General features: G+C 32.9%; 26 protein-coding genes and 1 riboswitch. Of the genes, 9 read left to right on the forward strand and 17 right to left on the reverse strand.

Features of this window, described 5'->3' with window-relative positions; all coding sequences use genetic code 11:
* Positions 1–165 precede the first annotated feature (165 nt).
* Positions 166–414 (forward strand): hypothetical protein, encoded by a 249-nt coding sequence (locus V6C74_RS11710; RefSeq protein ID WP_095325824.1) that lies wholly within the window; start codon positions 166–168, stop codon positions 412–414.
* A gap of 41 nt (positions 415–455) precedes the next feature.
* Here V6C74_RS11710 and V6C74_RS11715 read toward each other — a convergent pair whose 3' ends face one another.
* From V6C74_RS11715 to V6C74_RS11725, 3 genes are all read right to left on the reverse strand, one after another.
* Positions 456–824, reverse strand: coding sequence for a DUF2294 domain-containing protein (locus V6C74_RS11715; RefSeq protein WP_002434441.1), 369 nt, complete (start codon positions 822–824; stop codon positions 456–458).
* Positions 825–930: 106 nt separating this feature from the next.
* Positions 931–3,504, reverse strand: coding sequence for a DUF2309 domain-containing protein (locus V6C74_RS11720; protein WP_016898392.1), 2,574 nt, complete (start codon positions 3,502–3,504; stop codon positions 931–933).
* 17 nt (positions 3,505–3,521) lie between these two features.
* On the reverse strand, positions 3,522–5,021 hold the full coding sequence (locus V6C74_RS11725) for an NADH dehydrogenase subunit 5 (RefSeq protein ID WP_002454470.1): 1,500 nt from the start codon (positions 5,019–5,021) through the stop codon (positions 3,522–3,524).
* 618 nt (positions 5,022–5,639) lie between these two features.
* Here V6C74_RS11725 and V6C74_RS11730 point away from each other — a divergent pair.
* The 4 genes from V6C74_RS11730 (at position 5,640) to V6C74_RS11745 (ending at position 7,309) form a co-directional block, all read left to right on the forward strand.
* A complete protein-coding gene (locus V6C74_RS11730) occupies positions 5,640–5,708 on the forward strand; it encodes an alpha-1/alpha-2 family phenol-soluble modulin (protein WP_098905584.1) in 69 nt (22 codons plus the stop codon).
* Between the two features lie 90 nt (positions 5,709–5,798).
* A complete protein-coding gene (locus tag V6C74_RS11735; RefSeq protein ID WP_095323428.1) occupies positions 5,799–5,870 on the forward strand; it encodes a PSM-delta family phenol-soluble modulin in 72 nt (23 codons plus the stop codon).
* A gap of 257 nt (positions 5,871–6,127) precedes the next feature.
* Complete coding sequence (locus tag V6C74_RS11740; RefSeq protein ID WP_002454469.1) at positions 6,128–6,391, forward strand: hypothetical protein; 264 nt, start codon at positions 6,128–6,130, stop codon at positions 6,389–6,391.
* 39 nt (positions 6,392–6,430) lie between these two features.
* Positions 6,431–7,309 carry a serine protease gene (locus V6C74_RS11745; RefSeq protein ID WP_002454468.1) on the forward strand — a complete coding sequence of 293 codons (879 nt, stop codon included), beginning with the start codon at positions 6,431–6,433 and terminating at the stop codon, positions 7,307–7,309.
* A 155-nt stretch (positions 7,310–7,464) separates the two neighbouring features.
* Here V6C74_RS11745 and V6C74_RS11750 read toward each other — a convergent pair whose 3' ends face one another.
* The 13 genes from V6C74_RS11750 to xpt all read right to left on the reverse strand — a co-directional run bounded on the left by V6C74_RS11750 (position 7,465) and on the right by xpt (position 20,899).
* Positions 7,465–8,667, reverse strand: a complete 1,203-nt coding sequence (locus V6C74_RS11750) for a GTP-binding protein (RefSeq protein ID WP_002454467.1) — start codon at positions 8,665–8,667, stop codon at positions 7,465–7,467.
* 172 nt (positions 8,668–8,839) lie between these two features.
* Positions 8,840–9,223 (reverse strand): VOC family protein, encoded by a 384-nt coding sequence (locus tag V6C74_RS11755; protein WP_002454466.1) that lies wholly within the window; start codon positions 9,221–9,223, stop codon positions 8,840–8,842.
* Positions 9,224–9,633: 410 nt separating this feature from the next.
* Positions 9,634–10,809 carry an MFS transporter gene (locus V6C74_RS11760; RefSeq protein WP_029625731.1) on the reverse strand — a complete coding sequence of 392 codons (1,176 nt, stop codon included), beginning with the start codon at positions 10,807–10,809 and terminating at the stop codon, positions 9,634–9,636.
* Positions 10,810–10,825: 16 nt separating this feature from the next.
* Complete coding sequence (locus tag V6C74_RS11765) at positions 10,826–11,467, reverse strand: hypothetical protein (RefSeq protein WP_016898394.1); 642 nt, start codon at positions 11,465–11,467, stop codon at positions 10,826–10,828.
* Positions 11,468–11,482: 15 nt separating this feature from the next.
* Entirely contained in the window at positions 11,483–12,037 is a 555-nt protein-coding gene (locus tag V6C74_RS11770) for an acetyl-CoA carboxylase biotin carboxylase subunit family protein (protein ID WP_367141512.1), read from the reverse strand.
* A complete protein-coding gene (locus V6C74_RS11775; protein ID WP_229716975.1) occupies positions 12,034–12,216 on the reverse strand; it encodes a hypothetical protein in 183 nt (60 codons plus the stop codon). The genes V6C74_RS11770 and V6C74_RS11775 overlap by 4 nt, the downstream gene beginning before the upstream one ends.
* An 8-nt stretch (positions 12,217–12,224) precedes the next feature.
* Positions 12,225–13,280 carry an ATP-grasp domain-containing protein gene (locus tag V6C74_RS11780; RefSeq protein WP_229716973.1) on the reverse strand — a complete coding sequence of 352 codons (1,056 nt, stop codon included), beginning with the start codon at positions 13,278–13,280 and terminating at the stop codon, positions 12,225–12,227.
* Positions 13,281–13,283: 3 nt separating this feature from the next.
* Positions 13,284–14,996, reverse strand: a complete 1,713-nt coding sequence (locus V6C74_RS11785; RefSeq protein ID WP_029625732.1) for a hypothetical protein — start codon at positions 14,994–14,996, stop codon at positions 13,284–13,286.
* A 5-nt stretch (positions 14,997–15,001) separates the two neighbouring features.
* Complete coding sequence (locus tag V6C74_RS11790; RefSeq protein WP_002454461.1) at positions 15,002–15,241, reverse strand: ferredoxin; 240 nt, start codon at positions 15,239–15,241, stop codon at positions 15,002–15,004.
* A gap of 585 nt (positions 15,242–15,826) precedes the next feature.
* On the reverse strand, positions 15,827–17,368 hold the full coding sequence (gene guaA / locus V6C74_RS11795) for a glutamine-hydrolyzing GMP synthase (RefSeq protein ID WP_002454440.1): 1,542 nt from the start codon (positions 17,366–17,368) through the stop codon (positions 15,827–15,829).
* Positions 17,369–17,546: 178 nt separating this feature from the next.
* Positions 17,547–19,013 carry an IMP dehydrogenase gene (gene guaB / locus V6C74_RS11800; RefSeq protein ID WP_002454439.1) on the reverse strand — a complete coding sequence of 489 codons (1,467 nt, stop codon included), beginning with the start codon at positions 19,011–19,013 and terminating at the stop codon, positions 17,547–17,549.
* Positions 19,014–19,052: 39 nt separating this feature from the next.
* Positions 19,053–20,321, reverse strand: a complete 1,269-nt coding sequence (pbuX, locus tag V6C74_RS11805; RefSeq protein ID WP_002454438.1) for a xanthine permease PbuX — start codon at positions 20,319–20,321, stop codon at positions 19,053–19,055.
* A complete protein-coding gene (xpt, locus tag V6C74_RS11810) occupies positions 20,321–20,899 on the reverse strand; it encodes a xanthine phosphoribosyltransferase (protein ID WP_002434618.1) in 579 nt (192 codons plus the stop codon). The genes pbuX and xpt overlap by 1 nt, the downstream gene beginning before the upstream one ends.
* A gap of 288 nt (positions 20,900–21,187) precedes the next feature.
* Positions 21,188–21,290: riboswitch (purine riboswitch) on the reverse strand.
* 216 nt (positions 21,291–21,506) lie between these two features.
* Here xpt and V6C74_RS11815 point away from each other — a divergent pair.
* The 4 genes from V6C74_RS11815 (at position 21,507) to V6C74_RS11830 (ending at position 25,343) form a co-directional block, all read left to right on the forward strand.
* A complete protein-coding gene (locus V6C74_RS11815) occupies positions 21,507–21,914 on the forward strand; it encodes a general stress protein (protein WP_002434071.1) in 408 nt (135 codons plus the stop codon).
* Between the two features lie 160 nt (positions 21,915–22,074).
* Complete coding sequence (locus tag V6C74_RS11820; RefSeq protein WP_002454437.1) at positions 22,075–22,743, forward strand: hypothetical protein; 669 nt, start codon at positions 22,075–22,077, stop codon at positions 22,741–22,743.
* Positions 22,744–22,859: 116 nt separating this feature from the next.
* Entirely contained in the window at positions 22,860–23,693 is an 834-nt protein-coding gene (locus V6C74_RS11825) for a hypothetical protein (protein ID WP_103175458.1), read from the forward strand.
* 261 nt (positions 23,694–23,954) lie between these two features.
* A complete protein-coding gene (locus V6C74_RS11830; protein ID WP_016898398.1) occupies positions 23,955–25,343 on the forward strand; it encodes an L-cystine transporter in 1,389 nt (462 codons plus the stop codon).
* Positions 25,344–25,401: 58 nt separating this feature from the next.
* On the opposite strand, the gene V6C74_RS11835 is transcribed toward V6C74_RS11830, so the two are convergent.
* Positions 25,402–26,157 carry an NADPH-dependent oxidoreductase gene (locus tag V6C74_RS11835; RefSeq protein ID WP_002454434.1) on the reverse strand — a complete coding sequence of 252 codons (756 nt, stop codon included), beginning with the start codon at positions 26,155–26,157 and terminating at the stop codon, positions 25,402–25,404.
* Positions 26,158–26,265 lie beyond the last annotated feature (108 nt).

Consider the following 26,265-nt stretch of genomic DNA (forward strand, 5'->3'; position numbering starts at 1 on the left):
TTATTTCTCATTCTACCTCAAATTCTAATCAATTACTTTTTTAAACAATCTCTTGTATTAATTTATGCACTAAGCTATCATTTATCATTAAGATTTTATACTTATTACATGAATATTAATGTATAATAAGTTTTATCTATTTTATATATGTTAGGAAGGAATATTTTGAAGGATAAGCGAATACTCATTTACATTGCTCTCATTATTACACTTATACGCTTTTTTATACCATTCCATCCCAACTTTGACACGTTATTATTATGGTTATTTATACTTTATATAATCCCTATTATTTTATGTTTAATTGCATTTAAATCTGAAAAGTTAATCGCCACAATGGTTATTATTCCTAATTTAATGGGAATCATCTATCGTTTAGTTGTATACGTCAATGATTTATTTCATCTAAAATAAAAAACAGCACTATCTCTTCGATAGTACTGTCTTCATTCCGTTTATTGATTTATTCTTTTTTCAAAATTATCTTCTAATTTAAAAACAATCACGCGCTCACCAGTAACTGTGCTTAAATCACTATGAAATGTCACAACTTTTACGCCTGTCAAATCATAAATAATCGCATTTAAATCATCTTCTCCTGATTCGACAAGTTCTGAACGTGTACGCTTAATATTTAATAAGCCTTCGTTCGTCTTACATACACGGTATTCAGCAGGTGTTAATATACCTTGTAAATTAACAATTATCATATCGCGTAATATGTCAGTTTTTACAGATAATGACCCTCTACCTAGAAAGTCCTTTTCCCATTGCGTAATAGCTTTACTAATTTCGGATTCATAAATACCTTTAGTCTTTTTCATAACTAGACTACTCCTATATCTTGATTAACTATAGTTTAACATTAATCTAGATATTTCCGAAATCGCGTTAATTTAGATCACAATTCTTTATCACACTAATTAACAATTACCAATCTTTCCAGCTATTATTTTCATCAATACTAGCAAGTCTGACCCAACGATGATCAACTTTACGACGAAAATGATCATTTTCATTTAGCAGGCGTTGAATATGCGCATCAGGCGCTTGGATAACTACAAGGAGGCGTATTGGCGAATGATACATTTCATTATCTCCTGCCATTACTGATTGCCACGGCAGACCGTACATTAAATCACTTGAGTTCCCTTGCATCACACCTACACCTGAAGTCACAGATTGTGTCGTTTTATTACCACTACCATAAAAGTGTGGTGCCACTGTAGACGCATAATATTGTAAGTTAATCCATTGAGCAACAAGGGCAGGGCCCGAGATAATCGTGTTTAAAATTTGGCCATCTTTATCTTTCGCCCAATCGTAATTGTGTAAGAATGCTCGCCCCTCTAGATCACTATTCTCAGTAATTTCACGTTTGCCAATTATAAATTCTGCATTTTTAGCTAATCCCCATTCAGGTCGAACTTCACTCCAATCACTTGCATAACGATGCGCTTCACCAATAGGATCCTTGTGATGTTCATCAATACTCGTCGGTAATTCACCTAGACGTTCTAAATTAGCTTTATAGCTTACCTCAGGCATTGCTGCTTCTAATTGATCAAAAGCATGTTGTGCGGCTTCACTTAAGTGTGGCATGTAAATGTACTCTAAATGATCTACTGATGTTTTATGTTCTGCAGCTATAAAAACAGTGTCCTCAGGAATGTGAATTCCTTCTTGGGCTAACCCTTCTCTTACAGATGGCATATTACACATGGTAGCTAATAATTTAGCGTTAAATCCGCTCGATGCCCCCCCACAAGCGCCACACTCTAATGTGGCATGATAAGGATTATTATGAGACTCACTACCATGACCGCCTAAAACTACAAGTGGTGCAAAGTCTTTTGTTAAATCCATTAATTGTAAAGCATTTTTAGAAAATTGAACTTGCTCTTCCTCAGTAAACCCTATCGGTAATTCAGAGTATTGACCGTGTTCTCTTTCAATTGTTAATTTGGCATCAGGTTTACGAAGCCATTTTTTAGTAAGACGATTCACAAATTGATGTGCTTTCTTCGGTAAAATGGTATTAGCAATAGTATTAATACTGAGAAATGGCCCACTTAGTTCGGGTAATAATAGACTAGGTAATACATTATGCTTCATTAGTTTAAATGTATAAAACATCGAAGTTACAGAACGTTGTTGTTGATTATACATATTTAACTCTTGTCGATCAGCATATTCTTTAATTTTATATGCAGGTTCTACCATGACCGGTAATGAATTATGCGTAAATTGCTCATCTAGCACTTCTTTTTGAATAGGTAAACCAAAGAATCCTGCTATACCTATCGTTTCAAAAGGACCTTCACTCTCTAAATGACGTCTAAACGGTTCAGAACGTACATCAATACAGAATGCTAGTTGTACTTGTGTTCTTTGTTTATCATGTATCTTACGTGGTGAATCATATATTTTTTCAACTAATTCATTTTCATGCGTTTCTTCCCACGCATAAAGCCACAGTTTCTGGAAATATGCCGGACTAAAAGTTTCTACTAATTTTAAATAATCACTCTGTTTAGACTCCGGTAACTCTAACCATTCACTTACAGACATGTTGCTGTGATAAAGTAACGTATGAATTTGCTCCAAACCTTTTTTTATATGAAAAGGCAGTCCATTAGAGGTATCAAATTGACTATTAATCAGCAATGCTTCCATAGACAAGCGTATAGCTACATATTCAGTAAGTAAGTCTTTTTCAAATTCATTTTTTTCTGCACGGTAATACATCATTCCAGCCCAACCAGGTAATGATAATAAATGACTTTCTACATATGCTTGCTGGTTTTCTTCCTTAATGTTCAAATATTTAAAAGCTTGATAAATCGCTTCATTGACGTCATGAGATAGCATTTTAATTTTTTGACGTTGTTCTTTCTGTAACATTGGATCGTGTTGCGCCAAATGTAACCATGCTGTATAAAAACCTTTATCACGTTGTGGCATTGTCCAACTTGATTGAAAATCGTCTAAATATAATTTTGACCATTTAATCATGTGTGCGTCTAAAATATCGATAAGTTTTTCACCTTTTGAACTAAGACGGTCAGCACTCTTAGCTCTAACACGTGTTTGACTCACAGAATCTTTAAAATGATCTTTCACCCATTCTTCTAATTTTGTTTGATCATTTTCATTAAAATATTCCTCATCAATGTGAGATAAATGTTTAGCATTATCCATATATGCGTGAACTTCATTTTCAGAGAGAGGCGTATCAAAAGCGTTTATATCTTCTTGAAGAACGTCTTCAAACACCTTCTTATCAATCTCTCCATTTTTAATTCCTGCATGAATAGAAGCATGGTTAGGATACATATCAATATCTCTTACCTCTCTAATCCACTTTGCAACTTGATCAAAGGTACGATCTTCTAAACTTTCCCATGGATTGCGTGCAGCAAATATAGAAATAGGTGATAAGGGTGTAATGACACGTTTTGCACGTGATACCAATTCATTCATATCTTGTTGATATTGAGTCATAACCTTTCTCTCCTCTTTTATAAGTATTTCTTCAGATAAGTTGGGTGACTTTCGATTGATTTCGTCTTGGCTTCACCTAATTTAACCAGCCACAAATACAAAACAGCAAACGCTTTTGAATCTCTCTGACGTGCAACCCAAATACTAAGAACGCTTCCAAACACTAAAATTAAAATACCAATGATCACACTCATTAATGGTGGATGAGCAACATTCATATAAACATGACTTAATGTATTGTAGAAATAATGATGTGTAACAATATAAACAAGAGCAACAATAACAATCATTATAATACCTATCACTCTACCGATTAGTCCTCTACTAAATGCCACCATTTGATTCCATGATACCATTAGCGACCACGCCAATATTAAAGCACTTAAAATTTCATATGCACTGCGGTCACTACCTAACCAAAATAAAATAGCAATAATAATTGCTAAGCAACGACCTAATACTACCCAACTATAAGAACGCTTAGCGCTAGGTGGTGTTGGTATATTAAATCGTTTCACAACCGAACCTGATTGTAAGAATAGCGTTGCTTTAAATACACCATGTAAAATTAAATGAATAATCGCTGCTGAGTAAACTCCTAAGGCACATTGAACAAGCATAAAGCCCATTTGGCTCATCGTAGAACCAACTAATTGTCTTTTATAATCCACATGTACCAAGCTGATGCCAGACCCTAGTAATACAGAAATACTTGCGATAATTAACAAGATAGTAATTGCTAATGGGTCATTAAAGACAGGTGAAAACCGTGTTAGTATTATGCCTCCCGCATTCACAATGCCCGCGTGCATAATTGCAGAAACAGGCGTAGGTGCAGCTACTGATTCAATTAACCAACTTTGGAATGGAAATTGAGCAGCAGGTACGACTACTGCTAAAACGATGAGCATATCAATGATGAATCTCATACCACTAGTTATTACGTCATCGTTTGCTAAAGTGACATTAATATGCCAGTTTCCTGTAGCCACATATAATAAGATGACAGCAACAAGTAATGAGAGCCATCCCAAAGCAAATGACTTTCCAGATACTTTAGCCGCCTCGTAAGGTATCTTCCAAGAACGATTTACTCTTATAAGTAGTGTTAAAGAAAGTAACGTCGCTCCCCAAAATAAAACCATCAACCTTAAATCTCCACTCAACCATGCAATAGATGCAAAAGATGTGATTAACGTAAATAGAGGAAAATACTTACGATAATTACGATCACCTATTAAATAACGAACTGAGAACTTTTGAATAATAAAATCTAAAATAAGTATGAAACTTCCCATTAACCACGCGAGATGATCCATTGTAAAAGGCCCAATTTGTTCTCTATCACTAACATTCAATAGTCCTATAACACTAACAATAATTGGTAGAACAATGAGATAAAGGTGTATTTTAATGTATTTAATTGGTACTGATGGAATGAGAAATACTAATCCACTCAGTATAGCAATGACAAGTGTTATAAAAAATACTATTAAAATGATGCTCATACTTAACATTGCACGTCCCCCCACTTTTCAAAAATGACTTCTATTTCACTTAATTTCCATAATAAAAAAGCCTACAATAGTTAATCCCTTCACCACCATTGAATACAATGATGGTTTAAAAGAATTTATAACTACTGTAGGCTTCAATTCAACTCAAGTATGTATAGAGTAAACATGTTAATCAATTAAACATGTACTATTATTAACTTTATTTAAATAAGCTGCCTATGTATATATCATTTATAGCAAAGTAAAAACTCTTTCTTCTTCATCAATTCGGATGTCGAAATCCATAATCGCTAAAGTAAGACTTAGCTGTTACTTTTGCGCACATTAGTATAAATGTAATTCATTTTAATACTAATGTCAATTTAAATTGGCTTGTCACACCAATTTATCTACCTAAAATAAGGTTAAATTGTGAACTGAAGAACAAGCTCTAAATATGAATGTAAAGGTTTTGTAAGGGTTTACACTACTTAACTACATCTAGGAATAATTGTGTGTAACTTAATGACTTAAAAATTTCACTTAGGCTATTTAATAAACGAGTTAGGGAATATCACACCCAAAACATCACTTTCTCGTTAAACTATACATATCAACTAAGCAAAGGAGGTAATTTTAATGAGTGATATCATCAATCAAATCGTTAAAGTTGTCAAAGGCTTAATTGAAAAATTCACTAACAAATAAGTTTATTGATTCATTTAGCTATTACTCATAGCTTATGAATATTCAATAAAAATTCTCTAACATACAATGTTGTGAAGGGAGGCAACAAACATGGGTATCGTTACAACTATCATCGAAATCGTTAAAACTATCGTAGACTTAGTTAAAAAATTCAAAAAATAGTCTATAATTTTTATCCAAACCACTACCTAATAAGGTAGTGGTTTTTTATGTGCGAATCACTTACCACTTGAATAATAGATCTCCCCACTATCTAAACGCCCTTTCTTTTTTTATTTATATTAAAAATTAAAATAACTATTGTAATAAACATATTTATACATATAATAGAATATATAGAATGAAATTTGCTAACTCTTAACTATGATTTCAATGCTAAAAATTTAATTATTACTACGACATCGAAAGGAACGACATACATGAAAAATCTATCAATTTTAGATATCTTATCAATCTTATTCACACTAATTAGTGTGTTTATTTGCTATACAACAATGTTCACTAATCTATATAACGAAAGTGGATTTAGTTTTTGGTATTTCCCAGGTGCAACATTTTTCGTTATATCCATCATTGTTAACATTATAGGAATGTTTAGAAATAATAAATCACTTAATATTTCTCTATTCTTCGTTAACTTTTTTGTGTTACTCATTTTCACTACGCTATTCGCAATCGTCTAATTAGATCAATTATTTTCATTAACAAAGGGAGAGCTAATTATGAAAATATCTCAAATCATTAAAACTGTTATTGCTGGTACACTGATTTCAACATCCACTATTACGTATAGTTTGTACCACAGTGAGAAAGCTAAAGCTGAAGTTGATCATTATTATCGAGACGGGTTTCAGTATCCAACATATGTTACAGCTTTGAATAAAGCTAAAAAAATCAGTAATAAAAACCTTAGTATCTCGCATTACACAACTACTAAACAAAGTAAATTAAAAGCAATTGGTAGAGTATCTAATAAGAATGGCTGGAAAAAAGGAAGCAACGACCCAAAAGTAAGAAAACAAGATTCAATGGGAACAGGAACAGTGATAGGTTCGCATACATTTATTACGAATGCCCATGTCATTGATGACAGATATGGTAAAGCTGCAGCTGCTAAATACATTTCATTCGATATGAATCGAGATGGTAAGTCTGTCCCATATCATTTTCATGCCTCAAAGGTGATTAAAGTACCTCAAAGCGATATTGCGGTAGTACATACTAAAGAAAATATGGGCAAGCATGTTAAACCTATACGAATCGCCACAGACAAAGAAATTAAAAGTTTGAAGTTCAACTCCACGATTTACTCATTAGGTTATCCATGGCAACATAATGATAATACTAAGGCATATTTTAATCGTTTACGCTTTGTACAATTTTCTGGAAATGGTTCAGAAATACTAACAAAAGATATTTTTAGATCAGGCGCTTCAGGTTCACCGATGTTAGATTCCAAATTCAGCAAAATTTATGGTTTGAGAACATATGGATATAATTTAGATGGAAAATCAACAGACCAATATGCGAAACAAGAAATGGCTGGTGGCGAATCATTTAAAGGTTCGGCAGGTCAATTTGTTAGAAAGAATATTAAATAAATTAAAACAGGTTATTGCAGGAGTGCTTAATTACATTCACTTTTACAATAACCTGTATTTTTAATGTATTTTTCACGTGGAACAATCACTTATTTTCTTGAAACTCAAGACTCTAAGTTCACCCAGAATAGTAAATGATACGCATCAATTCCTCGCTACATTCTTTTATCATATTTCCATTGATAAGGATCGTAAAGTAATCGCCAATCTTGATTAATTTCTGAAGTATTTATTAAACAAGCATCTAGCTGTCTAGTTATTTCCTCTTGGTCTAAGTCAGTTCCTATAACAACAAATTGCGTATGACGATCCCCATATTCTAAATCCCATTCAGCAGCTACTTCCGCACGTGCTTGAAGTATTTCTTTCTGCTTTTGTTCAGGCATGGTAGCAACCCAATATGTTACAGGATGAACATCACATGACGAGCCTGCTTGCGACAATAAACAAGCTACACTATTATGTTGTGCAAACCAAACGATTCCCTTTGCTCTCACGATATTGCTAGGTAAATGATCGAACCAATCTTTAAAACGTTCTGCGTTAAATGGGAGTTTTCTGCGATAAACAAATGATGAAATTCCATACTCCTCTGTTTCAGGCGTATGATGTTCATGACCACCTTCTGTAAGCTCTTTGATCCATCCCGCAGACTCACTTGCCTTCTCAAAGTCAAATAACTGTGTATTTAATACTTCTGATAAATCAACTTCTGAATTTACTGTTTTAATCATCTTTGCTTCAGGTTGTAACGCTCTAAGAGTCTGTTCCAAACGACCTAATGCCTCTTTACTTACTAAATCAGTTTTATTGATAATCATCACATCACAGAATTCAACCTGGTCAATCAGTAAATCTGCAATTGTGCGTTCATCAGCATCCCCTATACTTTCATCTCTATCAGCTAATAAATCTTCAGATTGTATATCGTTAACAAAACGATTCGCATCCACTACAGTTACCATAGTATCTAACCTACATAAAGCGGTTAAATCAATCCCCAATTCTTCATCTATATAGGAAAATGTTTGCGCAACCGGTACAGGTTCTGAAATTCCTGTAGACTCAATGACAATTTGGTCAATACCACCCTTTCTAACTAAACGTTCAACTTCTTTAAGTAAATCATCTCTTAAAGTACAACAGATACACCCATTTGATAATTCAACAAGTTTTTCATCCGTTCTAGACAACCCTCCGCCTTGAGCGATTAAGTCTTTATCAATATTGACCTCACTCATATCATTGACTATGACAGCAATTCGACGCCCCTCTCTATTTTTAAGAATATGATTAAGCAATGTTGTCTTTCCAGCACCTAAATATCCACTTAGCACTGTCACTGGTATCTTAGCCATTCATAGAACCTCTCTTTATGTAAATAGTAATTATTACGTTTTACATTTTATAGAAAGTTGGTTTAAGAATCAACCTATTCTTTTGAAAATGAGTTTAGCAATAGCACAAATAAAAAAAGTTAGTTAAAAACGTTTCTCGTTTTTAACTAACCTATAACGAATTGTTTAATTTTTAAAATGTGCCATTAATGAAGTAATTTAATACCCATGTAATACCATTTAGGCGGTCTTTAACTTCAGCATGATACGCATTAAAGAACGTCTTCTCTAATTTCACTTTAATTTGACCACCGTCATCTACTAATCGTTGATACACACGTTCCAATTCTTCTTGCGAATCACATTCGATAATGAGGTGAGGATTTTTAGAAATCGGATGTTTATGGAAAGTATCTGCGAAATGAACAAAAGTACTCTCTCCAATAATCAATTGGGCATGATACGTTTTACCATCTTTACCCATCAGAATTTCAGTATTTGCCTGAAATACATCTTTATAATAACTTAATGATTTATCTACGTCTTTTACATAAATAAATGGACTGACAGTCTTCATATACCCCTCCATAATTTTAGTCTTAAAGTTTGTTTAACAAATATATATTAAACTTTCGAAAATTTCAAAAATCTTAATGTTTAATTTTTTACGTTATACTACAATTCAATACAACAAAGCCACTCCTTAATGGAGTGGCAATTTATTTAAAACTTAGGTCCACCATGTACTAGAATACTTCTTAAGAAGTCGAAGACTTTTTTCGCGAATTGAATTAAATCACTCATGAAATTCATCTCCTCTCAATTATTTCTTTACATTATTATTATAAAACCTTTAAGATATAATGAATAAATTTTGCTTAACTGACAGACTTGAATACTTAGACGTTGAAATCATCACAATATATAACATTTAAAATCTATATTTATACACTTATGAATTTAAATATACAATGCCGATTTTGATGATTATGCAATTTTATTACTTTTATAGAAAAATAATATACTGAAAGAGGTTATGATTGATAACAATCCGAATATTATCCAACCTTGTTGAATAATGTCTAAACACACACCACCTATGATTGGCGCTAACAAAGCTCCCAGGTTTTGCAAACCAGCTAACGAATAATATGTCCCTTTAAAATTATCATTAGATAATGCATCAATACGTATATCCATCATTGTAAAAACCAACATTTCGCCTAAAGTAAACACGACCATGGATATACATTTTAAGATAACATCATCAATTATCCCTAGAGCAAATAAACTCACAGGTAATAAGAAGGCCCCCGTAATCATTGCTGTTTTAATGGATGCGCGTTTGCTAAAGACATAAACGAAGAATTGACATGTGATAACAGTAATTCCATTTACTGAAAGTAACAACGCAAATAACTTTGAGGCATTAAGATTTTTATAATATATAGCAAAATATTGGGGTAATATGCTAGTCATAACGGTATAACCAAACACGAACAGGATCAATCCAATGATTAAATATGAATATGCTCTATCATCACGAAATGTAGTATACATACGACTAATATCAACTTTCAAAGTATTATTTTTATTTTGTAAATCTATTTTAAGTACGTAAAATGCATATATAAACGCATTGAAATTAATACAATAAGCCATAAAAATGATGTAACAAATAATATGTACACCTAAGAATTGTAATTGTACTGACACCAATGGAGCTAATGTAGCTGAAATGTTAACAAGATAATAGCGTATATTAAATACAAATTCCTTATACATTTTATCAGTGGATAACGCCAAAATTGTTTTATATGTCGGCGAAAGAAGACTACTTCCAATACTATTAACTAAAGCAAATATAACGAAAAATAGGCATTTACTGATTAGAGGAAAACATAGGAAACTCATTGCCGATAGAAATAAACCAACAAAAATAATGACTTTTTTATCGATTTTGTCTATAAAAGGCGCCGCTATAAAACTTATAAACAGAGATGTAATCGCAAATGTCGAAACTACCAAACCTATTTCCAAACCACTTAAATGATAATTTTGAGCTAAATAAATAGATAAAAAAGGTATAATCAGAAAATAACTAAATCTTTCAAGAAATGTAGCTAAAAATAATATATATGTGATTTCAGGTAAATTTTTCAATAAAAACTCCTTTATTCTATTGATGATGTTCCCATATAACATTTTTTTCATACCATTCATTGACAATATTAATTCTAGAAATAAGTTCTTTTTCACTGTTGCCTTCTATCACAACAGATATGATATGATCAACACTTAATTGCGCATCGTTATATGTTTTATTTTTTTTAGCAAAAATTTTAGTCGCTACTACCCAGTCAAAATCTAAATTTTTCTTAATTCCTTTATAGACGCCACGTTGAGGTGGAATTAAAACAAAACCAGAGTATCGTTCAACTGGTTCTTGTGGAATTGAAATTGTATGTTCCTCAAACATTTGCAAATATAAACTTTCTTTATTTAAGTGTATATACGTCGAATTTTGAATCACTTTTCCTATTTCTGCGCCTCCAGTTCTACTGCCTATTTCACAAAAATAAACTTCGCCACTGTTAGTCACGAAAAATTCAGCATGAAATGAGCCGTTTGGAAAGCTAGGTAATATATCTATGACTTTTTCAGCTTGTGCTTTTAAAATTTTATTGATCGAATTTTTTTCTTCAATCATAAAACTCGATAAAGGTTGATTTTCTTGAAATTCTAAACAGCCTTTATAGTATTTAGAAACATAAGAAACGATGACTTCATGATTTTGAATTAATCCATCAACATGATACATTTCTCCATTGATAAATTATTCGACTTCATAATTATTTATATTTCGAATTTTTTCAAAAAAGGCGTCTATATCTTGTTGATTCTTAATAATATATACATCCATGGATCCTGAACCATAGATTGGTTTTAAAACCACAGGATAGCTCGTTTGTTGAATAAACTTTTCAACTTTTGTTTTAGAAATTACTTTTTCAAATTTAGGAATATTTACAGATGAATCATATAGTAATTGTTTCATCAATATTTTATTTCTATATGATTCCGCACTCATCAATAACTGACCGGGACAATTTAGTATCTCTCTTAACCGCGCACTCCGTACAACGTCAAATTCCGATATGGATAATACATTTGTGATATTGTACTTTTTGCTTAGCTGTATCGCTTTAGTTTCAACCTCCACGTTATCCATGTAATTTTCAAATGCTTCAATTAATAAAAAATGCTGTGAAATGAATGTATGTTCTTTTTCTACTGGACAAAAAAGAATAATATTTTCTTTAGCATTCGGAAACCATAAATCGTAAGGCGTTTTGTTTCCATCGGTACTAGACAATATAATTACAGTCATTGTATCTCAACCTTTATAAACGATTCGATTTCATCGATAATATTTTCAATATCTTCAGTGCTTTCTCCTTCTAAAATAATATTTGCAATGAAGCAACTAGAGAAATGTTGCGGTGGCATAATGACTTCATCGCCTTCTTCTTTCAAAGGTATGACGGCAATGACTCCGGGAATTTCCATAATAAAATCTAGACCTGCAATTTTTTGAACAGTCCACTTTGAGGTGCACGTATACTATAAAAGCATAATTTTTTATTACCATTTTCATAATCTGGCCAGCTATGTTTAACATTATTTCCAACAGCAACATCAATGATTTTTTCGATAAATGAGTGACCCGAAGAGAGTCTAATAAGATGCGACGTTATGAAGCCACCAGCTGGTCTCGCTGCAATCTCTATCACTTTAAAACCAGATTTCGTCAACCGACCTTCTAAATGAAATGCACAGTGATCAATTTTTAAACTTTGAATCGCTAATTTCGTTTTCTTTTTAATTTCATCTTTCACCTTTTCAGGCTTATCAGAAGGGAAAAATGCAATATATTCTAAAGAAAATTTAGGTGTTACCCTTTTATCAGTAATTCCGGCAATAAATACTTCTTTATTTTGCACAACACCTTCGACTGAGAACTCTTCTCCTTCAATGTATTCTTCATAAATATATTGATTAGGGTAGTAACTATAAACCTTATCTTTATTTGGGGAGGTAGAATCCAATAATAAATTAAAAGTATCTTCCAAATGTGCTTTACTTTCAATTTTAAAAATACCTTTGCTACCAGAGGCACCAACTGGTTTTAATATACCTGGCATTCCAATATTAGCTACTGCCTCTTTTAAATCATTCAAGCTTTTAACCTCTTGAAAATTTGGGCAAAGCCCCTTAACGCTCGACATAGCTTGTCTCATAAAATATTTATTTCTCACATTTTGTACTATTTCTAGATTGATACCAGGCAAACCCAATTCTTTGTTTAAAAATGACACAAGCTCTACATCTTTATCTGACCAAGTAAAAACACCACTAATTTTTATATTTTTGTTGTATTCAATAACTGTATTAATCGTTTTTTGAATATCATAAGAATCTATAATAATTAATTCATCTACTAATTTTCCGATTAACTTAGGATTTTTATCTGCCATTAAGACAACACGATACCCTAAATTTTTAGCTTCTATAATAGGTTGAACTCTTTCTACCTTATGGCTTCTTATATTTATAAACAATAAGGTTTCCATATCCTAACCACCCACTTTATCTTTAGTATATTTATTTTGGTACCATTCTCTACTATAAATATTGATACTTATTTCTTTCTTGATTTTTTTACATATATCAAACCAAGATTGAAATAATGACTTCAATATTTCCTTATAATATATAGCGATGACTAGGTCATTCTTACTATAATCACTTCCGCTTTGCTTCATTAATCTTAAATCAAAAAATGCGTTATATATTGTTGCCTCATTTTCAATAAATCCCGGACAACGAATGGCATGTCTAACTTTAGCGAACACATGTCCTTTATGATGCTGATCACTCCACATAGTTATGTCAGCCATAACGGGTGGAAAATAAAAATGACGAGTGATCCTTGTTTGATTATTCAAAAAATTCCCCGGGGTATAATGCCAACTGTTATATTCCATTCTTTTACTTATAGCGATAAGTATTCCTGCTAATACTTTAGAATTATCTTGAAATGCATCTTTCATGAGTGAACTTGCGATAACACAACAAAAATAATGATTTTGTCCCCAGTTAAAAATTTCTTCTAACTTATCTTTTTGATGGGCTTCATAAAATTTGAGTGGCGCTCTAAATCCTCTAGCCATACCTATATCGGATGAAGTTCGGTCAATTGCTTTATTTATAATCATATCCATAATTTTTTCAATTATTTTACATGGCTCTTTATCAATATTTTTCTCTATAATTTGGCAAAAATAATGATAATAATCTTTTTTGAATTTAATAGAAGTGAATTTTTCTAAATCAGTTTTTAAGCTACCGTCATTTAGTTTAGCTAGTTCGCTTTTATCGATATATCTTTCCTCTTTATGTAAATTCAGACCATTGATATACCTGTAGATTAAATAGCTATTTTCAATTTCTTTTCTCAACGAATATATACGTGCCGCTTGTTTTTCTAGGCTAAGACTACTATTCGTCTCTCTTTTCAAAATATGACTATATTCTTTGATTTTTTCATTAAAATAATCTTTTAAAAATGACAGCGAGAAATGTATACCATTTACTTCCTCTCCACGTGAGGGAGGTCCAGATTTAAGTAATAGATACATATTAAAAACAAAAATTTTTTCTGCTTTATCCCATTCTTTAACACTTTTATAGGGCAAATCATTTAATAAAAAGTCCTCTGTATCTCCATCGAATTCTTTTATCAAATTATTATAATTATAAAATGTACTAAAAGTTTTATCTTTGACATAAAGCAATATGGGTGCCATGTGATAGATATTAAACTTAATAAATTTTATTATTTCGTTAATCTCATCTTTGCTTTTACCTTTGAAAAAGTTCTTTACTTCTTTATTGTATATTTCTTCTTCTATCTCTAACGCTTTTCTGATCTTTTCATTTATAATTTTTATTACTTGTTCATTTACAACGAAGTAACCTAATACAAATGCATAATCATCAAAAAAGTTATCCGCACCCAAGAGTATTCTTCCATATTCAGTTATACCGAAATAAATTCTATTTTCATCAACATTCTCTAACTCAGAGGTAAAAACGATTCTAGAATTATGTTTGTTTAAACATTGATAAATAGCATTTTGTTCTATATTGAGACTTTTCACTTCAACAGACTCATCTATTTTCCCATCTAACGTAAAAAGCGTACGAATAATTGTAGATGGATTCTTTAAACGCTTAACTTTATTTTGAACTTCTAACAATAACTTGCCAAAACCATTTTTATTCATATTCATCACTCACCCTTTTCATTAAAAGGATGTTGCGATATTTTAATTGATTCTGTTGGACATCCCTCAAGTGCATTTTTCAAATGTTCAATTTCATTAGATGGCACCGATTCACATCCGCGGTTATTATCTAAGCACGCATATGCAATATCTTCTACATCATATTTAAATAAATTAAGAGCAGCTACTCCACAGGCAGCACATGAAATACAATTTTCTCTATCTACATAAGTATAATAGTTCATATAGAATCCCCCTTATATTCAATTCTCAATGTGCAAGTGGAAATATTGATATATTAATCATGATTTTCTAAAAGAATGATAGTTAGAAATACATTACTTATACAAAAGATAATTTCTCTAAAATCATATTATTTTAATTTTATATAAATCCCCTTTTCCCACAATCCCAAAATAATTTTAACTTTTTGAGTGCAATTTTGCAATAAAGATGAAAATATAAATTAATAAAATAATAGAAGATATCTTCATTAAACAAAAATATAGAAATAAATACATATACTTTAAATATTTATGCAACAAAGTTTTTATTTTTTTATATTTCATAATACAACGCAAATAAATAGTGGTAATAAACTTCAGAGTGAGATTAAGTTAAATTGTTAAAACGGTAGGCTAATAGTTATAACTAAATAAATCATCATTTCTTTCCTTCTATTTATTCAAGTGAATAACACACCAAAAAACCTTTAACCACAATGGCTAAAGGTTTAGAAATGCGTAATCATAACGTATTCAATATAAAAATAAATAGGCTAGAGACCCTATTGTTATGATGTCTCTAACCTATTTATTGTGATTATTTCATTACTCCCATTCAATTGTACTTGGGGGCTTAGAAGTAATGTCATAGACGACGCGGTTTACGTGGTCAACTTCATTTACAATACGACTTGAAATCTTTTGTAAGACTTCCCAATCAATACGAGCAAAGTCACTTGTCATTCCGTCTATGGATGTCACTGCACGAATACCTACAGTGTGATCGTACGTACGATAGTCACCCATCACACCTACCGATTGAATGCCAGGTAAAACTGTGAAATATTGCCAGATATCTCTTTCAAGACCTTCTTCTCGCACAACTTCACGTAAAATTGCTTCAGATTCGCGTACAATTTCTAATTTATCTTCAGTAATTTCACCAAGTACACGAATACCTAAACCGGGACCTGGGAATGGCTGTCTCCAAACTAAGTGCTCTGGAATGCCTAATTCAATACCTAAAGCACGTACTTCGTCTTTAAATAACGTGTTAATCGGTTCGATAAGCTCAAATTCCATATCTTCAGGTAACCCACCTACGTTATGGTGAGATTTGATTGTTTGAGCTGTTTTAGTACCAGACTCAATCACATCAGTATAAAGCGTACCTTGAGCTAAGAAATCTACATCCGTTAATTTAGCCGCTTCATCGTCGAAAACATAAACAAACTCATTACCTATAATTTTACGTTTTTGTTCTGGATCAGACACGCCTTTTAACTTGTCCATGAAACGGTCTTGCGCATTAACACGAATAATATTCATATCAAAGCCTTCACCGAATTGCTCCATGACCATATCGCCTTCACCTTTTCGAAGTAAACCATGGTCAACAAATATACAAGTTAATTGATCGCCGATTGCTTTATGTAACAACACTGCTACAACTGATGAATCTACGCCACCACTCATAGCACATAAAACTTTACGGTCGCCAACTTGTTCACGAATCTTCTCTATTTCAATTTCAATGAAATTCTCCATTGTCCACTCGCCTGTACAATTACAAACGCGACGTACGAAGTTTCTTAATAAGTCATTACCATATTCAGTATGACGTACTTCTGGGTGGAACTGAACACCATAAATACGACGTGACTTATCTTCAATCGCAGCATAATTTGTACTAGGACTGTCTGCAATCACTTCAAACCCTTCAGGAATCTCAATGACTTTATCAGAGTGGCTCATCCATACAGTTTGTTCTGAAGGTAGTCCAAAGAATAACTCATCAGATTTAGCGTTGATAATAGCTTTACCATATTCACGCTCGTTTGCACGCTCTACCTTACCACCTAGAAGTTTTGTCGTTAATTGCATTCCGTAGCAAATACCTAATACAGGGATACCTAAATTATATATTTCAGGATCAATTGTAAATGAACCTTCTTCATATACAGAATTAGGACCACCCGAGAGTATAATTCCTTTAGGATTCATTCGTTTGATTTCTTCAATTGAAATTTCATGATCATGTAATTCACTGTAGACGCCCATTTCACGAATACGTCGTGTAATTAATTGATTGTATTGGCTACCAAAGTCTAAGACAAGAATTAATTCTTGCTCTTTCACCATCTCCATAATTGCGAATCTCCTTTATTATTGTGATTTTTATGTATAAAACTTAGAGAAACGCTCCTCCCATTGCTATACTTCGCTATCATTTTTCATCCGATTATACGAAAAAGAATTTCAAGCTAACATATAACATAGTCATGAAGAGCGATCTCTAAAATAATGAATGTATTTCAATTCCTAATTAGAAAGAATAATTTGGTGATTCTTTAGTAATTTGAACGTTATGAGGGTGACTTTCCGCTAAACCAGCAGGTCCCATGCGAGTAAATTGGGCTTCTTCACGTAGAGCTTTAAGGTCTTTCGAACCAGTATAACCCATACCTGCTCTTACACCGCCCATAAGTTGATAAACAGTGTCTTGTAAAGGACCTTTGTATGCTGTACGTCCTTCAATACCTTCTGGAACAAATTTTCTAGGAGCTTTATCTTCTTGGAAGTAACGGTCGTTTGAACCTTTTTCCATAGCACCTAATGAGCCCATACCACGATAAACTTTATATTGTCTTCCTTGGAATACTTCAGTAGCACCTGGGCTTTCTTCAGTACCAGCTAATAAGCTACCTAACATAACGGCATGTCCACCTGCTGCTAATGCTTTGATAATATCTCCTGAGAATTTAATACCACCATCGGCAATAATAGCTTTGCCATGTTTACGTGCTTCAGTCGCGCAATCATATACAGCAGTAATTTGAGGAACACCAACACCTGCTACAACACGTGTCGTACAAATAGAACCAGGTCCAATACCTACTTTAACAACGTCAGCGCCTGCTTCAAATAACGCACGTGTAGCTTCAGCAGTGGCAACGTTACCAGCTACAACAGTTACCTCAGGATACGTGTCTTTAATGTGTTTAACTTGATCGATAACACCTTTCGAATGACCGTGAGCTGTATCAATGATTAATGCATCGACACCCGCTTCAACAAGTTTTTGAGCGCGGATTTCAGTATCTTTAGACGTACCGATAGCAGCTGCTGCTAATAATCTACCGTATTCATCCTTAGAAGCATGTGGGAATTCAAGTACTTTTTCAATATCTTTAATTGTAATTAAACCTTTCAATTTACCATTTTCTACTAAAGGTAGCTTTTCAATTTTGTGTTCTTGTAAAACTGCTTCTGCTTCATCTAAAGTTGTACCTACTGGAGCTGTGATTAAACCTTCTTTCGTCATCACATCTGAAATTTTAATTGAGAAATCTTCAATAAAACGTAGATCACGGTTAGTAATGATGCCTACTAAATTTCCGTCAGAGTCGTTATCAACAATTGGAACACCTGAAATGCGATATTTACCCATTAAAGCTTCTGCTTCGTAAACACTTTCATCAGGAGTTAGGAAGAAAGGATTAGAGATGACACCATTTTCAGAACGTTTTACTTTTTGTACTTCATCAGCTTGTTCTTCAATGCCCATATTTTTATGAATAACACCTAATCCACCTTGGCGTGCCATTGCAATTGCCATTTTTGATTCTGTTACTGTATCCATACCTGCAGAAATTACTGGAATGTTTAATTTAATTTTATCTGATAATTCAACGCTTAAATCTACGTCACTTGGTAAAACATTTGACTCAGCTGGAATGAGTAATACATCGTCGAATGTTAAAGATTCTTTAGCAAACTTATTTTCCCACATTTAAAAACCGCCTCCATTTTTTATTTATAATTAGTTACATTATTTCACATTTTCATCACTTTGTTTATAGTTTATACCATTAAAAAAGAAATTTAAGATAATTGCCGAAATAGCACCCAATACAATTCCATTTTGAGTTAACCAAGCGAATTGATCTCCTAAGCTCTTGAATGCTTGGGGAACGGCACTAATACCTGTTCCTAAACCAACAGATACAGCAATGATTAATAGATTGTTTTGATTATTAAAGTTAATATTTCCTAAAATACTTACCCCATACGCCATTACCATTCCAAACATGGCAATCATAGCTCCCCCTAATACAGGGAGTGGGATAATATTCGCTAATGCACCTAACTTAGGAATACAACCACAAATGAGTAGTAAAATAACCATCCCATAAATAACATTGTTCTTTTTCGCACCTGATAATGACACGAGACCAACATTTTGTGAATAAGCAGTATATGGGAATGAATTAAATACAGATCCTAAGATGATGGCTAGACCTTCCGCAGTGTAACCCTTACGAAAATCTTTTCTCTCAAGTTTTTTACCAGTTATCTCACTAAGTGCGTGATAGACACCTGTGGATTCAATTAAACTTACGATTGCTACAATAAAGAAGACAAGTGTCGAACTTAGATCAAAGCCAAAACCTGAGAATCTAAATGGTAAAGGTAAGCCTACCCAGTGGGCATCTCCCACTTGTTTAATATCCACAAGGCCAAACACTGCTGCCAAAGCTGTACCTAGAACTAGACCTATTAAAATAGCTATCGATTTTAAGAAACCTTTAGTAAATCTTTGTAATACCAAGATGATAATTAACGTCACGCCACCTAAAATTAGATTTTTAGGATTCCCATAATTTTTAGCGCCTTCTCCACCTGCTAGATAATTCATTGCGACAGGCATAAGATTAATTCCAATTATTGTAACTACACTTCCTGTTACTACAGGTGGAAAGAATTTAACTAAATAGGAAAAGAATGGTGCAATAATAACAACTAAAATTCCTGATACAAATAATGAACCATAAAGTACTCCTAAACCTTTTGTCTGCCCAATTAAAATCATCGGAGCGACTGCTGTAAATGTACAGCCTAAAACAATAGGTAATCCTGTACCTGTTATTTTATTAGCTTGTAAAAATGTTGCTACACCACACATGAAAATATCAACTGTTACTAAATAAGCAATCTGTTCAGAGGAGAACTTTAAACTCGTACCTACTATAATAGGTACTAAGATTGCTCCAGCGTACATAGCTAAGAGATGTTGAAGACTTAAAATGAAATTCTTCATTATTGCTCACCTAAGAGCGTCACTTTATTACCTTTTAAAGAAGCTACTTTACATAGTGACGTTACATTTAGACCTTCGTTCTCAAGTCGTTGACGTCCGTCTTGGAAACTTTTTTCAACCACAATACCAATACCTACAGTTGTTGCTTTAGCTTGTTGCACGATATCATTAAGACCTAATGATGCGTCTCCATTCGCAAGGAAGTCATCAATAATAAGAACTTTGTCGCCCTCTCCAAGAAATTCTTCAGAGACAATAACTGTGCTTGTCTTGTTTTTAGTAAATGAATGAATCTCTGTGCTATAAAATCCATCTTTCAAAGTACTAGGTTTAGCTTTTTTAGCGAATAGACATGGAACATCAAAATGGAATGCCGCCATAATAGCAGGGGCTATACCGGACGCTTCAATAGTTAAAATCTTTGTTATTCCTGCGTCTTTATACGCGTCATAAAATGTCTGACCTACTTCATTCATTAGCGTTGCATCAATTTGGTGGTTTAGAAATCCATCCACCTTTAAAATCTTCTCATCGATGACTACACCGTCTTCTTTGACTTTACGTCCTAACGACTCCACTCAAAAAACCTCCTCAAATAATTAATAATTTGGATAAATTAGATATAAAAAAATCCTCAAACTAAAATTTAATAGTTTCAGGATCTACGAGTGAACATGCAATACTTTGCATTAAAGCAAAAATAAGAAGAAGTTACGCAAAATTAGTCCTAAAAACGTTTATTAAAATTTGATAAAGCTTAATTACAATTGCGCTAAAGGTATTTATGTACAAATACTCACTTCATAGCTATAAGACATATCAAAAACGTTTTACTTTGTGTTGTTTTACGATCTAAACTGCTCTTAATGTATTGTATTGTTACTCATAGTCATGTCGTTTGAGGCGACACGGTAGAAACTTCTAAAGCCATATTCTCTAGATTATATGAGTCATATAAATTATTTAATGATAATAGCAAACTTTTTGTGTATTTTCAATATGGTTAGAGGTAAGTTAATGATTGCAATATCAACAATTTATTGTGAAATCGCTTTAATTTTCAACTATTAATTCATATTGGAAAAACCTAAATCAAAATTATATAATTATATATGTAAAAGTTTTATATAAAAGGGCAAGGGTATAACTTTGTAAAGCAAGTTTTAAGATGAAGGGGCGATAACCATGGCAGAAATTACTGTAGTAAATGACAAAAGTGAATTATATAATGTCATTAACCAAAAGAAATCTGAAGGCTATTTAGAAACTGAATTAGCAGTTATTAGTAAAAGTAAATTACACTTAGATGACCTACACAATTCTCAAATCTCTATGATTGCCACAAGTGGTTCATTTAGTGATCGCATGTCTCGTTTATTAACTGGCGAAGATGGTGAAGAGGCTGTTCTTTCTCGTTACAATTTAACTGAAGATGAATTAGAATCACATAAAAACGATATTCTAAATGACAAATTATTACTTGTAGCAAATCGTGATCGTTCTTCTCACGATGAAGTTGAAGAGAATAATTCAGCTTATGAAGAGATAGATATTACGCATTATGCTGCTGAATCAAAAGGTCCTAAATCATAAGTTCTTATAATTAGAACGTTTCAATTTACGTCACCACAATGTTTACGTTAAAAATCGTAGACCTTGTGGTGCTTTTTTATAAATAAATCACTCACAGGCAGTGAATAGAGCTTATAATTATCCTATAATAGAATAAATAAAATTTGATGGGGGCAGTGTTATGGAGTTTAAAACGATTCAAACCGCTAAAGATCCTTTATTTGAAAAAGCACTCCAATTATATGATGCAAAATTAGATATAAGTTTAAGTGAAGATAGTTCTATATTTAAACGTTCACTTGAAAATAACAAAACTGAAAATGACTATGCATTCGTTGTAGGTATAGAACATGACCAAGTGGTTAGCCTTGCTACAGCTCACTATGAAGCGACAACCAATGCCGCGTTTCTAATCTATTTAATCGCCCAAGATGGACCTAATCATGACGAGCTCATTACTTTAACGTTAGAGGAAGTCGAAAAACAACTTAATCTTTTATCCAACGAAGTTCATGATAGAGACATTAATTTTATTATGCTCGAAGTTCCAAAAGAACCAAAGTCTGTTGATGATAAAACTGATAAAATTCTTGAACATCGAAGACAATTTCTTTATGAACATGAATTTGAAAAGCAAGAAGAAATTGACTACATTCACCCAAATTACGCCTTAAATGAAGAATCTAAAAAAGTTGACTTATTTATTAAAGCCAATATTAAACTCACGAAAGACATATACGGTACGAGTGTTAAATCCAATTACATTCTTAAATATGTCTTCGCTAATGGAATTTCACGCGATATTATTTATCCCCTTTTAGAAGAAATGAATTTAAGAACCCCTCTATAGAACAACTTGAAATCACAAGCGAGAAAGAGTAAACTATCATATGAGGTAAGACTAACGTTTCACTGACCGAAGACAAACGTCACTATACATAAACCAAATATGAAGGGACTTTTTCAATGTTAACCAAAGAATTTGCACAACGTGTCGAACTAAGTGAAAAACAAGTCCGTAAAATCGTACAACACTTAGAAGAACGTGGATATCAACTTAGTAAAACTGAATATCGTGGACGTGAAGCTACAGATTTTAAAGAAGAAGATATTGAATTATTTAGAGATATCGCTGATAAAGTAAAGCAAACTAATAGCTATGATTTAGCATTTGATGAACTTGAAAAAGAAAAAGATTTCTTACAAGTAATTGTAAAAGATGAAGATAGCCAATTACCTACTGACCAAAATGTTGCGCAGTTAGTTGAAGATTTACGTAGCGAAATTCAAAAAATGCGCGAAGAACGCCAAATGCTTGGCCAAATGATCAATCAAGTTCATCAACAACAACAAGAACTTAAAGATTTACAAACTGAAATCACAAACAAAATTGATGCGAACACTGAATCTTTAAAAACTATTCAATCTTCTCAAGAGAAACAAGCAAAAGAAATCAAGAAGGCGAATACGCAATCTAGTGAAACTGTATCCTCACCATCATCAAGTGAGAATAAGGAGAAAGTTATTTCTGAAAGTGCATCATCTACTAAAAGTGAAAGCGCAAGCACATCTGACTCTCTCTCTACATCTCAATCAGAAAGTAGTAATTCATCAAACGGTAGTGCATCAAATTCTCAATCACCAAGTACCACTGTAAGTACTTCAGAACAACCAGAGTCAACTCATAGTGAATCTACTATTAACTCTAACTCAACAACATCGTCTCATTCACCTAACGAAATGAACACTCAACCTAGAGAAGAGAAAAAAGGATTCTTTGCGCGTTTATTTAATTTATAAATGAGCATACAACTTCTAAACACTTATCTGAGTATGTTTTAAATACACATATTTAGGTAAGTGTTTTTTAAATCACCGTGTTTCATCGCAACTACCCACACCCTACTCTACACATTCTCTTTTATTTAATTATTCAGAAAATTATTTCTATATTATTTTCATAAAAAATGAATTCAACTACCTTGAATTCTATAATCGCGAGTAATATCCTTATTATATATGTCGGAATACTATATTTTAGAACAAAGGAGTATATACATTATGGAAGCATTCTTCACTATTATTAACGTAGTAGTGTTAATTATTTTAATTATTATGTTAAACATAATGGCTAGAAAACATGTTTCATTTCCTAAACGTGTATTTACCGCTTTAGGTATAGGGATTGTATTAGGAATAGCTTTACATCTTATATTCGGAGCAGAATCGAAGGTATTAAAACAATCCACAGATTGGTTTAGTATCGTGGGCGATGGCTATGTTGCCTTACTTCAAATGATTGTAATGCCACTGATCTTCGTTTCAATTGTGGCAGCTTTCAGTAAAATTCAGATTGGAGATAAATTTGCTAAGATTGGGACATTCATTTTTATGTTTTTAATTGGCACTGTAGCCATTGCAGCTATTGTCGGCATCATTTACGCTTTAATCTTTGGACTTGATGCTTCTTCAATCGATTTAGGTAGTGCAGAACATTCTCGCGGTACTGAAATTAGTAAGCAAGCTAAAGATTTAACTGCAAACACGTTACCTCAACAAGTTCTTGAATTACTGCCAAGTAATCCATTCTTGGACTTTACAGGTCAACGTACGACATCAACTATCGCGGTTGTCATTTTTGCAACTTTCGTCGGTTTTGCATATTTACGTGTTGCACGCAAAGAACCAGAGTATGGAAATCTGTTAAAACGTGGCATTGAAGCTGTATACTCAATCGTTATGGCCATTGTAACTTTCGTTTTAAGATTAACGCCATACGGTATACTAGCAATTATGGCTTCTACATTAGCAACCAGTGACTTTGCGGCAATCTGGACTTTAGGAAAATTCTTACTCGCATCTTATACTGCTTTAATCACAATGTATCTCATACATTTAATCATTTTAGGAGTATTAGGTATTAATCCAGTAAGATATGTTAAGAAAACTTTAGAAGTACTAATCTTTGCTTTTACTTCTCGCTCAAGCGCGGGTTCTCTGCCATTAAATATCCAAACCCAAACACAACGTCTAGGTGTACCTGAAGGTATCGCAAACTTCTCAGCTACATTTGGTTTATCAATAGGACAAAACGGTTGCGCGGGAATTTACCCTGCTATGCTAGCAATCATGGTTGCGCCTGTGGCACATGTACACATTGATTTTCAATTTGTCATTACGCTAATAGCTGTTGTTATCATTAGTTCATTTGGTGTTGCAGGTGTTGGTGGCGGTGCTACATTCGCTTCCATCTTAGTACTATCTACGTTAAACTTACCTGTGGCACTTGCAGGTGTACTCATTTCTATTGAACCGCTCATAGACATGGGGCGTACTGCATTGAATGTGAATGATTCAATCTTAGCTGGTACAGGTACTGCACGCTTAACAAAAAATTGGGATAAACAAACATTTGAATCTAATAATGATGGGGAATTATCTTCAAACTGATTTGAACAATAAGTAAGACGCACTCACAACTAAGTGGGTGCGTCTTTTTTTATTTGCATTAACGTTTTATAAATCCAGCTTTATTAAGTTGGTCTAGCATATCTAGCCTAGTTTTTCTTCCTAAGAAAGATTCAATTTGTTCGGTCCAAGTTTCAGTTCTTTCGCCATTTGTACGTTCTTTATAATAATCACTAACCACTTGGTCATATTCATCTAATTCACGACGTTGTTTATCATTACTTGCATCATAACTATTTTTATGGAAAATGTGTTCAAATGGTAAACGTGGTTTAGGCTCACCACCTTCATCCTCAGCGGGTTCTCCTACAGCCATACCAAATAGAGGGAACGTATAGTCAGGTAAGTCTAAAATTTCACGAACACGACCTACATCATTACGTAGGGAACCTAAATAAACGATACCGTAACCCATATCTTCAGCTGCTACAGCCATATTCTCAGATACAAGAGCCACATCAATCGTGCCTACTAATAAGCCTTCAGCTGAACCGTATGAGACTTCCATATCTGAATCCACTTTTTCATTTACTAAACTATGACGGTAATAATCTAGAACGAAGACGAATAAATAACCATTATCTAACACATAAGGTTGCCCTGAAACTTCTTTTAAATTTTCTTTAATTTCAGGATCATCAACACCTATAATTGAGTAAGTCTGAAGATAACTAGAAGTTGATGCGCCTTGTCCAGCCTCAACTAATTTCTTCACAGTATCATCACTAAGAGGGCTATCTTTGAACTTTCTTACTGAATGATGCTTACGCATTAAGTCGTATACATAATCTGACACACTAATCACTCCTAATAAATTTATACACATATAATAAATCCTAATTTGTCTTTAAATATTCTATACCCTGAACAAAGGACTTTTAAATTTATTTGCACACAGCTTATT

This window comes from Staphylococcus capitis subsp. capitis (genome assembly GCF_040739495.1).
GTDB classification, from domain to species: Bacteria; Bacillota; Bacilli; order Staphylococcales; family Staphylococcaceae; genus Staphylococcus; species Staphylococcus capitis.